Here is a 15,359-nt window from a genome sequence, read left to right on the forward strand (position 1 = left end):
GGAACGGTGTACATCTGTGAGACTAGAATTATTATTATTTTACTGCCTTCAGCACTTCGCTCATATTCCCGGCCCTCCCCGACAAGGAAATAGTAGCCAGGGAATCAATTTTCCCGGGCCGGAACGCGCCGATCCCGATGTCATTTGAAATGGTCAGACTGGCATTTTTATCCAGCTGATAACCTAAGGTATCCACCCGGCCGTTCAGCAGAATGCTGCAATGGGCGCTTTCCTCCAGCTCCAGGTCTAGCTTCGGTAAAGACAATCCGAATATAGAACACGATGACCGCTGTACATGTATTTTTACCGGCACATCCTGCGCAAAACCGTACATGTCGATTTCAGCATACCTTACCGTAATAGAAGACAACTCGGGAGCATAGACCTTAAGCGATTTGTCATCGTAGTACTCACCCATCATCTGGCCCTTAACCTCATGGGAAACAAAAAGCGTATCATTCCGCTGCTCAATCTTCAGGTACTTCTCCAGCATGGGGCTTACTACAAAGTATGGGGTGGTACTTCCAGCCGTAAGCAAGGTCAGCTTCTGATGCTCCCCCGAAATATTAAGCAGGTTGTCACCCGATTTATACCATAAAATGCCATCGTACACGACATGCCGGAAAGGCTGCAGCGATTGTTGACGAACTTTGATACCCTCCGTGTTGAACCGCTGGATATTACCTTTGGCAAACTCCCGACCCAATAGAAAGTTATGGAACAAAATGGAAGCGGGAATGAACAGGAAAAGTGCGATCAGCAGTTTATTACTTTTTTTCATGATAAATTCTTTATTAGGTTATGCTTTTACCTGGCGCTGCTTGTATTTTTCATAGCGCGCTTTCAGCTCATCCAGCTCAATGCCCAGCAGGAACATCCTGCGGAAGAACTGCGGCAATTCCTCCTGCAGGAACAGCTCTTTCCGGATCACCGTGATCTTTTTAATGGCGTCTTCGCTCACAAAATATCCCATGCCCCGTTTGGTATAAATAATACCCTGCTGCTGCAGGTATTCATATGACCGCATAACGGTATTGGGATTGACCTCCAGCGAAACGGCCAGCTCCCGGACGGAAGGCACTTTCCCATCCGGCAACCAGTGCTGCAATTGCACCTGGTCGCAGACGTAATCAGCGATCTGAAGGTAAATGGCCTGTGTATGATTGAATTCCATGTTGGCGGTTTGAATGATAATGATTTACAACTGCTGTTCGCGGATCTTCATCCAGGTTACACCCCACAGGAACAAAGGAACCAGTCCAAGACTCAGCAGAAAAGGTATCTGAACGGAAGAAGGCAAGGCTACCCCGTAATCTGTCCCCACATGCTCAAACTGACTTTCCCTGACCTTAACCGCCTTGCCCAGGCGGATGTAATAATAGGGATTGGTAGCAGAATAACTGTACAGGGTATCTTTTGTGAAAGCATCAGCCGTTCTGTGCCTTCGGATCGCGGCTTCGCCGGAATAATTACTCAGGAGAATGAACATAAAGAAAGTCACAAACAGTAATACCACGGTTTTGACAAATGCCTGCTTGCGGAACCAGATAGCCCCCAGCAACACGAAGGACTGCACCAAAATGTTAGCGATGAAGGCATATAAAGTTTCAATACTATTGGGCAAAAAAACTGCATTTACATTATTGTTCCAATGCAGGTCCAGATAAACGGCAATCATGAGGCAGGGTACGCTGATCAGCATGTAAACAAGCGGATAGATCACGATCACCAGCAGCAGCGCTACCGCCATCCGCTCAGCGGCGGAAGCGGGAAGCATGAGCGCCATCGTACGGTCTTCCTTCTTCGAGAACTGTTTGAAAATAGTAGACCCGAAAACCGCGGACGACAATACCAGCCCTATCATGAACATAAATGTCTGACTGTTGTAATTCAATCCCTCCATATAAGAAAGAAAAAGCATGAAGGCCAGCAATATTCCGGCAATAGACGCTATCCCCAGTAGATAAAGCTTCCTGTTCACGGCCAGTTGCAGCCTGAGCAGATATATAAAACGCCTGAACGAAAATTTCATCGTGTAATATTTTATTGTTTGAACAAAGGAAGGATCGATTCTTTTTCCAACAGCACTGCGTTGAAGAACATTTCCATATCCAGCCGCGAGTGCTCTTCTTTCCGGTTGACGGCCACCACGGCATATCCTTTCAGGGCGCCTTCGCTGTACAGAGGGGCTTCCGTTTCTTCAAGGCTCACTACATGGCGGAAGGAGAGCTTTTCGGTGATACGGGTGACCGGTTCCTGCAGGATGATATGCGCCCCTTCCATGATGAGCACCTCATCAATAAGGCTGTCCAGATCCTTTACCTGGTGCGTGCTGATGATCATGCACTGGTCCTCGCCCAGCGAGCCGGCCATCACTTTGCGGAACTGGCGTTTGGAGGGAATATCCAGGCCATTGGTAGGCTCATCCATCAACAGCACTTTAGCCCGGGTAGCCAGCGCAAATGCGATCAGCACTTTCTTTTGCTGCCCATGGCTAAGCGCCGGCAGATGCTGGCCGGCGGGAATTTCGAATACCTCCAGGTACTGATGGAAGGCCTTATGGTCAAAAGCCGGATAAAAGGGCGTGTAAAGCCGGAGATACTGCCCCGTATCCATATCCGGCAGGCTGAAGGCTTCCGGCAGCAGGTACACCTGTTGCAGGAAAGCAGGTTCCCGTTTTGTTGGGTCAAAACCCATCACGGAAGAATGACCGGATCTGGGGTAAAGCAGGCCGCAGATATTGTACAGCAGGCTGCTCTTGCCGGCGCCGTTCCTTCCCAACAAGCCGTAGATGCGTCCCGGCTGCAGGGTGAGGGATACATCGTCCAGCACCGGATGGCCTTTGCGGTAAGAAAAATGCAGGTGTTGAAGGGATATCATACCATTGTTTTTGTTATTGATATAGTGTACTAGTTAAATAGTACACTGCAAATATAAGGCTGTATTCTGGATTTCCAAATTTTTAAGCGGACTGCGGAATTCGGGGATGGGGGATGGGGAACAGCGGGATGGGCAGCTGCCCGCAGCAGTAACAACGGAAAGGCCTGCGCGAGGGTACGCATTCGCGGGGCAGGAAGAGGATTCCGCATGCTTCGTGGACATCTGACTACATAACGAAAGGCGCATTTTTTGGCAGGATTCGTGCATTTACTATCACTTTACCTCCAGATAAGGGAGTACATTTATTCTTCAACGATGTGATTATGTTCAACTGGATACTACGCTGCAGTCTCATTCTTTTTATACTACCGGTGTCGGGACAGACACACCAGATCTATATTTCCCCTTCAGGCAACAACGGCAACCCGGGCGCCAAAGAGTCTCCGGTAGCCAGCATCCACCACGCGCAGCAAATGTGGCGGGAACATCGCAAACAACACCCGCGCGCCAGCATCCAGGTGGTGCTGCGGGACGGTACATATTATCTTGACAGTACGCTTGTGCTGACACCGGAAGACAATGCCGATATGAATGCCTTCCTGTTCATCATGGGATACCCGGGTGAGGATATTGTACTCAGTGGCGCCATACCTTTCGGGCCGGTCTGGGAACCCTGGGAACAGGGCATTTATAAAACCGCTGTGCCGCCTGTTATCCGCACGATGGACAGGCTCTTCATCAACGGTGAACCGCAGATACTGGCCCGTTATCCTGACTACGACAGCGCAGCCCGCTTCTACCACGGTACTGCGGAAGATGCTATTTCACCCGCACGCATCCGCGGCTGGAAGCAGCCCAAAGGCGCCATCGTGCATGCGCTGCACCGCTCCGAATGGGGCGGATATCATTACCGGATCACCGGCGTAGACGAAACGGGCGAAGCCATACTGGAAGGCGGCTGGCAGAACAACCGGCAAATGGGCCTCCATCCCACCCGGCGGTTCGTGGAAAATGTGCTGGAAGAGCTGGACGCACCACAGGAATGGTATTTTGACAGTGCAACCCATACCTTATATTACATGCCTCCTCCGGGCGGGCAGCTACCGGAAATTGTTTCCTGCGCATCGCTGAAAGAGCTGATCGTTATGAAAGGCTCGGCACAGCAGCCCATAAAACAGGTGGTGCTCAACAATATCACCTTCGCGGAGAACAGCCGCACATTCATGCTCACCAAAGAACCGCTGCTCCGCAGCGACTGGACGATCTACCGCGGCGGCGCCCTGATGATGGAAGGTGCGGAATATTGCTACATCAGCAACTGTAAATTCGATCAGGTGGGCGGCAACGCCATCTTCCTGAATAACTATAACCGCTATGTGAATGTGGACAGCTGCCATATCTATAAGGCCGGCGCCAGCGGCATCGCCTTTGTGGGGAGTCCGGATGCCGTGCGCTCCCCTGCATTCGAGTACAACCAGTTTGTACCGTATGCGCAGCAGGACCGTACACCGGGCCCGAAGCATAACAACTACCCGCATTACTGTGATGCAAAGGACAATCTCATCCAGTACACCGGTGAAGTGGAAAAGCAGTCCGCCGGCATACAGATATCCATGTCCGCCAACATCACTGTTTCGCACAACACTATCCATCATGTACCGCGTGCAGGCATCAACGTGAGTGAAGGCACCTGGGGCGGGCATATCATCGAGTTCAACGATGTGTACCATACCGTGCTGGAAACAGGCGATCACGGGGCTTTCAACTCCTGGGGGCGCGACCGCTTCTGGCATCCGGACCGGCGCGTGATGGATAGCGCGACTATGGCCGATATCAGCCTGGTCACCCTTGATGCGCGGGATATTACCGTGCTGCGTAATAACCGCTTCCGCTGTGATCATGGCTGGGATATTGACCTGGACGACGGCTCCTCCAATTACCGCATCTACAATAACGTTTGTCTCAATGGCGGATTGAAGCTCCGGGAAGGTTTCTTCCGGGTCGTGGAGAACAATATCATGATCAATAATTCATTTCACCCGCATGTATGGTTTGCCAACAGCGGCGATATATTCCGTCATAATATTGTGACCGCGGGATACAAACCCATCGGCATCACCACATGGGGAGCGGAAGTAGACTACAATTTCTTCCCGGACAAGGCATCGCTGCAAGCAGCACAGGCCAATGGCACGGATAGCCATTCCGGTTTCGGGGACCCGGAGTTCCAGGATTTCACCGCCGGCAATTACCAGGTAAAGCCCGGCAGCAAAGCACTCGCCATCGGGTTCAGGAACTTCCCGATGAACGAATTCGGCGTGCGCATCCCGAGGCTGAAAGCAATGGCCGCGCCCGTTCCGCTACCGGAAGAACTTTACGCCCGACAGACCACGGGCAGATCTTCCATTACCTGGAAAGGCGCTACTGTAAAAAATATCGAAAGCCTGGGAGAGCGCTCCGCTACCGGCCTGCCTGATGAAAATGGCGCCTGGTTCGAAAAAGTACCGGAAGGATGTGAGGCTTATAGGACAGGTTTCAGAACCGGGGATGTGGTGATTGCGATGGAAGCGGAAAAGATCAGCAACATCGCCGGTTTCATCGCAAAATACCAGGAGCATGCCTGGAAGCAAAGCATACAGATGACCGTATTCAGGCATCAGCGGGCGATGGAGCTGAAGGTGACGAAGTAATTTCGTGGCAAACCTTTATATTTGAGATTCAACTGACATGCGTATGCCCACCAGTATCCAGGAAATTGATCTTCTGATAGATGAACTTCACCGCCTTCTTCCAATGAAAGCGGAGGATAAACGGTTGCTGGACAAGAAGCTCCGGCTGGAGTTCAACTACAACTCCAATCACCTTGAAGGGAATACGCTGACTTACGGCGAGACGGAACTGCTGCTTTATTTCGATAAGACCACTGGAAATCATGATCTCCGGGAATATGAAGAGATGAAGGCGCATGATGTGGCTTTTAACTTTGTAAAAGATCTGGCGGAAAGCAAAGAGGTGCCGCTCACGGAAACCGCTATCAAAAATCTCAACAAGATATTGCTGGTACGGCCCTTCTGGAAGGATGCCGTAACAGCCGATGGCCAGCCAACCCGCAGGCAGATCAAAGTAGGCGACTATAAAGAATATCCTAATTCTGTGCGGTTGCAAAATGGCGAGATATTTCACTATGCTTCTCCCGCAGAAACGCCCTTGAAAATGGGAGAGCTGATAGCCTGGTTCCGGGAAGAAGAAGAAAAGAAGGAATTGCACCCGGTAGCCCTGGCCGCCCTGCTGCACTACCGGTTTGTACTGATCCATCCTTTTGATGATGGCAATGGCAGGATATCACGGTTGCTCATGAACTACGTACTGCTCAGGAACGATCTGCCCCCTGTGATCATTAAATCAAGCGACAAGAAAAATTATCTTTTTGCACTAAACCAGGCGGACACCGGCAACCTGGACGCATTTGTGCAATATATTGCGGATCAACTGGCCTGGAGCCTGCGGCTGAATATAAAAGCTGCAAAAAGTGAATCGATAGAAGAGGCGGATGATATTGACAAAGAAATTGAATTGCTAAAGCGCTCATTAAAACCGATGCAGGGTGAGGTGCAGAAATCTCCCGAGGTGCTGCTGGAGTTGTGGCAGGTATCACTCCGATATTTGTATGACGAGTTTCTGAATGCCTATCAGAAGTTTGCAGGTTTGTTTGATAATCCTGCTTGTCAAGTTGTTTTCCAGATAGGAAACGCTGGTAAAGGTGTTTCTAACAACGACGGTGCAGAGAAAATTTTGAAAAGTGAAACAAATGCTGACAAGTTCTCCGATATAATTATGACAGGCTTTTTAAGGAAAATGAAGAAAAGCGGATATAATACCCATTTGACCATTAACATTTCTCTCAAAAGCTACGACTACCAAATAACATCAAAAGCCGATACCATAACAAAAAAATACGGCGAATTCCTCTCTCCCAATGAAATCAGGGAACTCGTCCGGGAAAACAGCCGGCTGCTGTTGGAAGAATTGCAGCACATTCAATAACCTTCCGAACAAAAAAACCGTCCCGGAATTGCTTCCAGGACGGCAAAGTATTCAAATCTCATTTCAATCCTACATCTCCGGATACAGCGGGAACTGCCTCATGAACTCATTCACTTCTCCCCTTACTTTTGTGATCAACCCTTCATTATCCGCATCCAGGATCAGCTGATCGATCCAGTTCACGATAAGCGGCATATGATCTTCTTTCATGCCACGGGTGGTCACGGCCGGCACACCTACACGGATACCGGAAGTAATGAAAGGTGATTTATCGTCAAAAGGCACCATGTTCTTGTTCACGGTAACATCTGCTTTCACCAGCACCTGTTCTGCTTTTTTACCGCTGATGTTCTTGTTGCGGAGGTCGATCAGCATCAGGTGGTTATCGGTACCGCCGGAAACGATCTGGTAGCCTTTCTCCATAAACGCCCGGGCCATGGCCTGTGCGTTGCGGATAACCTGGCGCGCGTAGACATCGTATTCATCGGACAATACTTCGAAGAAGGACACGGCTTTCGCTGCGATCACATGTTCGAGTGGCCCGCCCTGGATACCGGGGAATACGGCCATATCCAGCAGGGAGCTCATCATGCGCACTTCGCCTTTCGGTGTTTTGAGGCCGAAGGGATTTTCGAAGTCTTTCCCCATGAGAATGAGGCCGCCACGGGGACCGCGCAGGGTTTTATGGGTGGTAGTCGTAACAAAATGGCAATGCTCGAACGGGGAATTCAGCAGCCCTTTGGCGATAAGGCCAGCAGGATGCGCGATATCCGCCATCACGAATGCGCCTACCTTGTCGGCGATCTCGCGGATGCGTTTGTAGTCCCAGTCACGGCTATAGGCAGAAGCGCCGCAGATGATCACCTTCGGCTTTTCGGCCAGCGCCTTTTCCTCCATCACATCATATTCAACAAGGCCGGTTTCTTTATTTACACCATAGAAGAACGGCTGGTACAGCTTTCCGGAAAAGTTCACGGAAGAGCCATGCGTAAGGTGCCCGCCCATGCTCAGGTCCAGCCCAAGTATCTTGTCCCCTGCCTGCAAAATAGCCAGCAATACGGCGGCGTTAGCCTGTGCGCCGGAGTGGGGCTGCACGTTCGCATATTCCGCTCCGAACATCTGTTTGGCGCGGTCTATCGCCAGCTGTTCGCTCAGGTCCACTACCTCGCATCCGCCATAATAGCGGCGGCCGGGGTAACCTTCCGCGTATTTATTGGTCATAACGTTGCCCATGGCCTGCATTACCTGCAGGCTGGTAAAGTTCTCCGAAGCTATCAGCTCAATGCCATGGCGCTGTCTTTCCAGTTCCTGGCCAATGATATCAAATATCTGCTGGTCTTTTTGCATGGTGAAGGAAAATTTAAGACGCAAAATTAATCATCTTCTTATTAATTACGAATTAGGAATTGAGGAAAAGAAGTGTTTAGATACATGATGCAAATTTAAAATGCATAAAATCAATCCCGCCCCAAATTCATAATTCGTGATTGATTACGTAATTTGCCCGCAATCTACACCAACATTCATGAAGGCAATCATACCAGTAGCAGGTGCCGGCACCAAACTACGGCCACATACATACACGCAGCCCAAAGCGCTGATCCCCCTGGCGGGGAGGACCATCCTGAGCATTATTGTGGACCAGCTGGTGGAGGCGGGCATCACGGAGTTCGTATTCGTTGTGGGCTACCTCGGGGAAAAGATCCAGCATTATGTACAAAAGAAGTACCCGGACCTCACCACCCATTTCGTACAGCAGAACGACCGTGAGGGTACCGGCCACGCTATATTGCTGACGCGGGAAGTGGTGCAGAACGACGAGATACTCATTGTGCTCGGCGATACTATTGTGGAATGTGATTTCCGGGAAGTGATCAGCTACCCTCATTCCCTGCTGGGCGTGAAAAAAGTGGACGATCCCCGCAACTTTGGTGTGGCGGAAACGGATGGATCGGGCACCATTACCCGGGTAGTGGAGAAACCGCAGATCCCGAAATCCAATATGGCCCTGGTGGGCATGTACAAGATCCGGGAAACGGAACAGCTGTACAAATGCCTGGAAGATAACATACAGCAGCAGATCCGGTCGCACGACGAGTTTCAGCTCACCGATGCGCTGGAATGCATGATCGGCCACGGCGTTCAGCTCAATGCGTTCAAAGTGAGCAACTGGTTCGATTGCGGCAGAAAAGAAAACCTGCTGGAGACCAATGCCATCCTCCTTAAAAAATACAAGCTGGCGACCAATCCGGTATTGCCATACGAGAATACGATCATTATTCCGCCCGTGAGCATCGGTGAAGGCTGCAATATCAAGAACAGCATTATCGGGCCGAATGTGGCGATCGGTGACAATACGGTTATCAGTTACTCCATCGTAAAGGATTCCATCATCGGGTCTTTCAGCAACCTGTATGAAGTGGTGCTGAAATCTTCGCTTATCGGCAGCGATGCCAATATCCGCGGGCTGAGCCAAAGCCTCAACATCGGGGATAACACGGAGATAGACCTGGGCTAACCAATCAGGAAATTATGGCTGCATTCAGCAACAGTATTACCCGTCTTTTTAATATCCGTTATCCGGTCATACAGGCCGGCATGGTCTGGGCCAGCGGCTGGCGCCTGGCCAGTGCGGTCGGCAATGCAGGCGGTTTGGGCATCATCGGCTCCGGCAGCATGTACCCGGATGTGCTGCGTGATCATATCCGCCAGTGCAAACAGGCTACAGACCAGCCTTTTGGCGTGAACGTGCCTTTGCTGTACCCGGATATCGACAAACACATCCAGATCATTATCGAGGAAGGGGTGCGCATCGTTTTTACCTCTGCCGGCAATCCTAAAAGCTGGACGCCCGTACTGAAAGAAAAAGGCATTACCGTAGTGCATGTGGTGTCCAGCGCCAAATTCGCGCTCAAAAGCCAGGAAGCCGGTGTGGATGCTGTGGTAGCGGAGGGTTTTGAGGCAGGCGGCCACAATGGCCGGGAAGAAACCACTTCCATGGTACTGATACCGATGGTGGCCGACGCCGTGCAGATCCCGGTTATCGCAGCGGGAGGCATTGCCTCCGGCAGGGCCATGGCGGCAGCTTTTGCCCTGGGCGCATCGGGCGTACAGGTGGGCAGCCGGTTTGTAGCTACGCCGGAAGCCTCATCGCATATGCTCTTCAAGGAAGCGGTGGTGAAAGCCGGGGAAGGGGATACCATGTTGTCCATGAAAAAACTGACACCGGTGCGGTTACTGAAAAATGCTTTTTATGATGCGGTGCGCGCCGCAGAACTGAAAGGCGCCGGCCCGGAAGAACTTGCCTTGCTGCTGGGCCGCGGCAGGGCGAAACTTGGCATGTTCGAAGGAAGGCTCGATGAAGGTGAACTGGAGATCGGGCAGGTCAGCGCCATGATCAAAGACATCAAACCCGCCGCGGAGATCGTAAAAGAGATATGGGAGGAGTTCAACAGCGTCCGTCAGCAGCTATATCAAATGTAATGCCCCGCAGAAGCCCTGCCGCTGAAGGGAGTGACACAACGGCGGCCGCATACATGATCTGCCGCCGGTCCCCAACTCTTCCCCACGCTATAAAAAAAGCCGGACCAATGCCCGGCTTCGCTTTTATCAAAAAAATAATCAATTCTTCCTCACGAGCCACTTCCCCACTTCCTTCAGCGTCACTTTCTTTCCGTACAGCAGTATCCCCGTCCGGTAGATCTTTGCCGCCAGCCAGGTGGTACCGATAAAACCGGCTATCAGGAACAAAACGGACAAACCCAGCTGCCAGTAAGGCACCGTTCCCGGCACCCCGTAAGGGATACGCGCCATCATCACTACAGGCGAAGAGAAAGGAATGATGCTTCCCCACACCGCCAGCTGCCCGTTGGGGTTACGCACGGCGGCAAACATGATAAATATGGAGATGATCACCGGAAGCGTGATGGGGAAAGTAAGCGCCTGTGCTTCGTTGGGATCTTCATTCACCAGGCTGCCCACAGCTGCGAACAACGCCGCATAGAAAAGGTAACCGCCCAGGAAATAAAACACAAAGCAGGTAATGATCAGCGGCCAGTTCACGCCTTCCACCACAAAGTTGATCTTGCTGATGGCCTCCGCCATGGCGGCGTTATTGCCTGTGCCCTGCGCCGCGGCGGCGTTCACGGTATCCGGACTCACAAACAGCGGCAGCAGCATCTGCAGACCCACGATCAGCACGATCCATATCAGGAACTGCGTGAGGCCCACACCGGCAATGCCCACGATCTTGCCCATCATCAGCTGGAACGGCTTCACGCTGGAGATCATGACTTCCGCCACGCGGTTCATTTTTTCCTCCATCACCCCGCGCATTACGGTGGTGCCGAAAACGAGCAGGATGATATATACCAGGAAGGCGGCGCCATACCCTACGGCATAGGCCAGTCCGGCGCTGCCTTTCTTTTCGTCCTTGCCGGCAAGGTTCACAATATCGATATCCGCACGGATGCTTTCCACTTTTTCCTTGTCGATACCGGCCACTTCCATTCTCTTGTCTTCCAGCACATTTTCCAGCCGCCGCTCCATATTGGATTTGAGCATAACGTTCATCTGGCCTTTGCTGTAATACACGATGCTGCCGGGGCGGTTGATGTCCATCTCCGGAATGTGCAGCAGACCGGTGTAGCCGTGGGACAGATAAGTATTCTTGAAGGTATCCACCCTGGCATCCACGAACTTGTAATGTACCCCGCCGTCATCCGCCAGCTTTCCCTGGAACACTTTGCTATCATCCACTACGGCGATCTTCTCATTGTCGCCGGACTGCATCATCAGTATAGGAATGAGCATCATGGCGATAAACAGCACGGGTACAAGCAGGGTGACGATCAGAAAGGACTTCTTTTTCACCCGGGTGAGGTACTCCCTTTTTATGATGATCCATATTTTGTTCATAAGAGAAGAATATTAGAGGTTTAGACTTCGGTGCTTTTTACCCGGGAGATGAATACTTCGTTGATGGTAGGCAATATTTCCTCAAAGTAGTTCACCTGGATGCCGTGTTGTATGAAGTGGGAAAGGATATCGTTCGTTTTGCTGGCTTCGTTGAGCTTCAGGGTGTAGGCCTTTTCATGTTGTTTGATGATGGTAAAGTGCCAGGTAGCCATCTGGGCGGGGTTGGGCTGCTCATCCAGCCCGATGCGGAAGAGATGCTCCTTGAAGTCCTGCTTGATCTGCTTGACGGAGCCATCCAGCACTTTGCGGCCTTTGTTGACCAGTACGATGTGATCGCAGATCTCTTCCACCTGCTCCATGCGGTGGGTGGAGAATATGACGGTGGTGCCGTTTTTCGCCATGTCGAATATCTCGTCCTGTATCAGCTGGGAGTTGATGGGATCGAGGCCGGAGAAAGGCTCATCGAGGATCAGCAGCCTGGGGTGATGCATGATGGTGGAGATGAACTGTACTTTCTGCTGCATGCCTTTGCTCAGCTCTTCCACTTTCTTGTTCACCCAGGAGGTCATCTCGAACTTCGAGAACCAGTAATCGATCTTTTCGCGGGCATCCTGCTTGCTGAGGCCTTTGAGCTGCGCCAGGTACATGGCCTGCTCGCCTACTTTCATTTTCTTGTAAAGACCGCGCTCCTCGGGCATGTAGCCGATGTATTGTATATCCCGCAGGGGGTCGAATTTTTTGCCGTCGAAAATGATCTCGCCGCTGTCCGGGTAAAAGATACCGGTGATCATTCGCAGCAGGGTGGTCTTTCCCGCACCGTTGGGGCCCAGCAGTCCGAATATGCTGCCTTTGGGGATGGCGAAGCTGATATCGTCCACGGCTTTATGCGTGGCATAGTGCTTCCGGAGATGTTGCAGTTCCAGTACGTTCATACTGTTAAGTTAAATGATTAGATGAATGGGCCCAAAGAATTAATATGATAATTTTATAATAATACACGAACACGGGGATTCGATGTACGAACCGCCCGAATGCGCTACAGTGCCGCAGCGATAGCCTCCGCAACCCTTTCCCCGTCCATTGCGGCAGAAACGATCCCTCCCGCATAACCGGCGCCTTCGCCACAGGGGTACAGCCCCGTTACCTGCGGGTGCATCAGCGTTGCGGTATCCCTCGGGATGCGCACCGGGGATGAGGTACGGGATTCGGTGGCCACCAGTATCGCGTCTTCCGTATAATATCCCCTGATCTTTTTCCCGAAAGCCTTAAAGGCTTCCCCCAGCCTGCTGTGTACCGCCGCGGGCAACACTTCGCGGAGGTCCACGCTGTTCACGCCCGGGATGTAGGAGCAATCCGGCAAGGTAGCGGACACTTTGCCCCTGACAAAGTCCGTCATCCGCTGAGCGGGTGCTACAAAATTGCCGCCTCCCGCTGCGAATGCATCGCGCTCCACCATCTGCTGGTAATGCATGGCAGCCAGCGCGCCTTCGCGGGCGAATGGCGCAAAGTCCGTTTCATCCACCGTCACCACCATACCGGAATTGGCAAAGGGGTTGTTGCGTTTTGAGGGCGACCAGCCGTTCACCACCAGCTCCCCCGGTGAGGTGGCCGCGGGGGCAATGATGCCACCGGGACACATACAGAAGGAGAACACGCCCCGGCCATCTACCTGCTCCACAAGGCTGTAGCTGGCCGGTGGCAGGAAGTCGCCACGCAGCGGGCAATGATATTGCACGCTGTCGATCAGTGTTTGCGGATGCTCTACACGAACGCCGAGGGCAAAGGGTTTGGCTTCTATTAATATCTGCTGGTCATGCAGCAGCTGGAAGATGTCCCGCGCGGAGTGCCCCGTGGCCAGGATCACCCGGGAAGCTTCCCAGGTGGCGCCATCCGCCGTTTTCACCCCTTGAACGTGCCCGTTATGCAGTACCAGTCCCGTCATCTTTTGTTCAAAATGCACTTCCCCGCCGCAGGCAACGATCTGTTCGCGCATGGCGGTGATGATATGGGGCAGCTTGTTGGTGCCGATGTGCGGATGTGCATCCGCCAGTATATTGTCTTCCGCGCCGAACTGCCGGAAGATATGGAGGATGCGGTTGATGTTGCCCCGTTTGTTGGAGCGGGTGTACAGTTTGCCGTCTGAATAAGTGCCTGCCCCACCTTCTCCGAAGCAGTAGTTGGATTCGGGGTTGACGATGCCTGTTTTGTTGAGGGCGGCAAGGTCCCGCCGCCGGGCGCGTACATCTTTCCCCCTTTCCAGCACAATGGGCCGGAGGCCCAGCTCTATAAGCCGTAATGCGGCGAAAAGCCCGGCAGGCCCGGCTCCTATGATGATCACACGTTGTGCGTTGCCGCGGAGCTGGTCGTAGCAGAACACCGGTTGCTCCCGTTGGCGGAAAGGCTCTTGTATAAAGACTTCCAGCGTGAGCACGTAATATGCCTGCCGGGAGCGGGCGTCTATGGATCGCTTGAGAAGATTAAAGCCGGTAATGGCAGAAGGCCTGATGCCGAGCTGGGCAGCGGCCAGTCTTGTTATGCTGCGCTGGTGGGCAGCATCCTGTGGAAGCAGCTTGAGGGAGATCTGTTGTATCATCGGTGGTTAGGTATTTATCCTAAAACTGATGCAAAGATAAGGCATCCGGGTGGAAGCGGCGGTGCAGAAGATAAGATAAAGGGGGGCAGGCGTGCGTTTGCAGGGCGGGGCGGGTGCGCCATGCATATGCATAACAGGCGGTGAGCAGCGGCGTTGAAGACAATATAAAGGCGGCAGGCATTTGTCCGAATAACAAAGGGCCCCGTTTTGCGGGACCCTTTGCATGCTAATATGTTGCTACCTGGAAGGTTAGAACGGCAGATCATCACCGCTGTTGCCGCCGCTGTTACCGCCTCCGTTGCTGAAGGGCGCTTCCTGGGATGTGTTGTAATCAGGCTGGCGGTCCGCTCCGGGCTGTGCCTGCATCATGCTTTCCATGCGCCATGCATCGAGGTTGGTGATGTAGTTCACCTTGCCGTCTTTTTCCCAGCGGGTGCCTTTTATATTAAAATAAACTTTAACCATTTCACCTTCATTGTGGCGATCAACGATAGCAGTACGGTCCTGTACAGACTGAAACTTGACATAATTCGTAATCACCCGGCCGTTTATATCATCGGATTTCTCTATCACGAATTCCCGGGTCTTGAATGATTCACTGCGTTGAACCGTGTTGTACTTCACTATCAGCTTTCCGGTAATTTCAAAACTCATAAAAACAAATTTAAAATTTCAATTGCGCCAAAGATAAGTTTTTCAATATAGGATCACTGAATTACTTTTGCACAAGTTATTCTACATTTATGCGAACAACACCATACATTTGCACGAAAATTGAGAATACCGAATGCAGTTTTCCAAAAAAGTGAGATACACCGAAGCCGATAAAAAGTTCCCACCGGGAGTATGATTTTTCAAGCTGAGCATGGGCAATGTTATTTTACCTGTTAAGCTGATGATTTCTGGCAAATCAGCAAACAGATAT

The 15,359-nt window shown here is 51.8% G+C and carries 13 protein-coding genes; 4 read left to right on the forward strand and 9 right to left on the reverse strand.

Annotated elements, in window-relative coordinates:
• Nucleotides 1–34: 34 nt before the first annotated feature.
• The 4 genes from FW415_RS24805 to FW415_RS24820 are packed head-to-tail and all read right to left on the reverse strand — an operon-like array spanning nucleotide 35 to nucleotide 2,880.
• Complete coding sequence (locus tag FW415_RS24805; RefSeq protein WP_148389770.1) at nucleotides 35–781, reverse strand: hypothetical protein; 747 nt, start codon at nucleotides 779–781, stop codon at nucleotides 35–37.
• Between the two features lie 18 nt (nucleotides 782–799).
• Nucleotides 800–1,174 (reverse strand): GntR family transcriptional regulator, encoded by a 375-nt coding sequence (locus FW415_RS24810; RefSeq protein ID WP_148389771.1) that lies wholly within the window; start codon nucleotides 1,172–1,174, stop codon nucleotides 800–802.
• A 24-nt stretch (nucleotides 1,175–1,198) separates the two neighbouring features.
• Complete coding sequence (locus tag FW415_RS24815; RefSeq protein ID WP_148389772.1) at nucleotides 1,199–2,032, reverse strand: hypothetical protein; 834 nt, start codon at nucleotides 2,030–2,032, stop codon at nucleotides 1,199–1,201.
• Between the two features lie 11 nt (nucleotides 2,033–2,043).
• Nucleotides 2,044–2,880 (reverse strand): ATP-binding cassette domain-containing protein, encoded by an 837-nt coding sequence (locus FW415_RS24820; protein WP_148389773.1) that lies wholly within the window; start codon nucleotides 2,878–2,880, stop codon nucleotides 2,044–2,046.
• A 323-nt stretch (nucleotides 2,881–3,203) separates the two neighbouring features.
• On the opposite strand from FW415_RS24820, the gene FW415_RS24825 reads away from it, so the two are divergent.
• On the forward strand, nucleotides 3,204–5,570 hold the full coding sequence (locus tag FW415_RS24825) for a PDZ domain-containing protein (RefSeq protein WP_148389774.1): 2,367 nt from the start codon (nucleotides 3,204–3,206) through the stop codon (nucleotides 5,568–5,570).
• 43 nt (nucleotides 5,571–5,613) lie between these two features.
• The gene (locus FW415_RS24830) at nucleotides 5,614–6,924 is read left to right on the forward strand and encodes a Fic family protein (RefSeq protein WP_148389775.1); all 1,311 of its coding nucleotides are present in this window, start codon (nucleotides 5,614–5,616) and stop codon (nucleotides 6,922–6,924) included.
• A gap of 69 nt (nucleotides 6,925–6,993) precedes the next feature.
• Here FW415_RS24830 and glyA read toward each other — a convergent pair whose 3' ends face one another.
• Complete coding sequence (gene glyA, locus FW415_RS24835) at nucleotides 6,994–8,271, reverse strand: serine hydroxymethyltransferase (protein WP_148389776.1); 1,278 nt, start codon at nucleotides 8,269–8,271, stop codon at nucleotides 6,994–6,996.
• Between the two features lie 178 nt (nucleotides 8,272–8,449).
• Here glyA and FW415_RS24840 point away from each other — a divergent pair, with 178 nt between their 5' ends.
• Nucleotides 8,450–9,442 (forward strand): sugar phosphate nucleotidyltransferase, encoded by a 993-nt coding sequence (locus tag FW415_RS24840; RefSeq protein WP_148389777.1) that lies wholly within the window; start codon nucleotides 8,450–8,452, stop codon nucleotides 9,440–9,442.
• 14 nt (nucleotides 9,443–9,456) lie between these two features.
• A complete protein-coding gene (locus FW415_RS24845) occupies nucleotides 9,457–10,407 on the forward strand; it encodes a nitronate monooxygenase family protein (protein WP_148389778.1) in 951 nt (316 codons plus the stop codon).
• Between the two features lie 138 nt (nucleotides 10,408–10,545).
• On the opposite strand, the gene FW415_RS24850 is transcribed toward FW415_RS24845, so the two are convergent.
• The 4 genes from FW415_RS24850 to FW415_RS24865 all read right to left on the reverse strand — a co-directional run bounded on the left by FW415_RS24850 (nucleotide 10,546) and on the right by FW415_RS24865 (nucleotide 15,088).
• Nucleotides 10,546–11,841, reverse strand: a complete 1,296-nt coding sequence (locus FW415_RS24850) for an ABC transporter permease (protein WP_148389779.1) — start codon at nucleotides 11,839–11,841, stop codon at nucleotides 10,546–10,548.
• A gap of 20 nt (nucleotides 11,842–11,861) precedes the next feature.
• Complete coding sequence (locus FW415_RS24855) at nucleotides 11,862–12,773, reverse strand: ABC transporter ATP-binding protein (protein ID WP_148389780.1); 912 nt, start codon at nucleotides 12,771–12,773, stop codon at nucleotides 11,862–11,864.
• Nucleotides 12,774–12,877: 104 nt separating this feature from the next.
• Nucleotides 12,878–14,434, reverse strand: a complete 1,557-nt coding sequence (locus FW415_RS24860; RefSeq protein WP_148389781.1) for an NAD(P)/FAD-dependent oxidoreductase — start codon at nucleotides 14,432–14,434, stop codon at nucleotides 12,878–12,880.
• A 249-nt stretch (nucleotides 14,435–14,683) separates the two neighbouring features.
• Nucleotides 14,684–15,088 carry a DUF3127 domain-containing protein gene (locus tag FW415_RS24865; RefSeq protein WP_148389782.1) on the reverse strand — a complete coding sequence of 135 codons (405 nt, stop codon included), beginning with the start codon at nucleotides 15,086–15,088 and terminating at the stop codon, nucleotides 14,684–14,686.
• Between the last annotated feature and the right edge of the window lie 271 nt (nucleotides 15,089–15,359).

The organism is Chitinophaga sp. XS-30 (assembly GCF_008086345.1).
Taxonomy (GTDB): Bacteria; Bacteroidota; Bacteroidia; order Chitinophagales; family Chitinophagaceae; genus Chitinophaga.

Bases quoted from the DNA above. Each gene is read 5' to 3' on its own strand.
- FW415_RS24805 (WP_148389770.1), bottom strand. From the start codon at position 781: ATGAAAAAAAGTAATAAACTGCTGATCGCACTTTTCCTGTTCATTCCC.
- FW415_RS24810 (WP_148389771.1), bottom strand. From the start codon at position 1,174: ATGGAATTCAATCATACACAGGCCATTTACCTTCAGATCGCTGATTAC.
- FW415_RS24815 (WP_148389772.1), bottom strand. From the start codon at position 2,032: ATGAAATTTTCGTTCAGGCGTTTTATATATCTGCTCAGGCTGCAACTG.
- FW415_RS24820 (WP_148389773.1), bottom strand. From the start codon at position 2,880: ATGATATCCCTTCAACACCTGCATTTTTCTTACCGCAAAGGCCATCCG.
- FW415_RS24825 (WP_148389774.1), top strand. From the start codon at position 3,204: ATGTTCAACTGGATACTACGCTGCAGTCTCATTCTTTTTATACTACCG.
- FW415_RS24830 (WP_148389775.1), top strand. From the start codon at position 5,614: ATGCCCACCAGTATCCAGGAAATTGATCTTCTGATAGATGAACTTCAC.
- glyA (WP_148389776.1), bottom strand. From the start codon at position 8,271: ATGCAAAAAGACCAGCAGATATTTGATATCATTGGCCAGGAACTGGAA.
- FW415_RS24840 (WP_148389777.1), top strand. From the start codon at position 8,450: ATGAAGGCAATCATACCAGTAGCAGGTGCCGGCACCAAACTACGGCCA.
- FW415_RS24845 (WP_148389778.1), top strand. From the start codon at position 9,457: ATGGCTGCATTCAGCAACAGTATTACCCGTCTTTTTAATATCCGTTAT.
- FW415_RS24850 (WP_148389779.1), bottom strand. From the start codon at position 11,841: ATGAACAAAATATGGATCATCATAAAAAGGGAGTACCTCACCCGGGTG.
- FW415_RS24855 (WP_148389780.1), bottom strand. From the start codon at position 12,773: ATGAACGTACTGGAACTGCAACATCTCCGGAAGCACTATGCCACGCAT.
- FW415_RS24860 (WP_148389781.1), bottom strand. From the start codon at position 14,434: ATGATACAACAGATCTCCCTCAAGCTGCTTCCACAGGATGCTGCCCAC.
- FW415_RS24865 (WP_148389782.1), bottom strand. From the start codon at position 15,088: ATGAGTTTTGAAATTACCGGAAAGCTGATAGTGAAGTACAACACGGTT.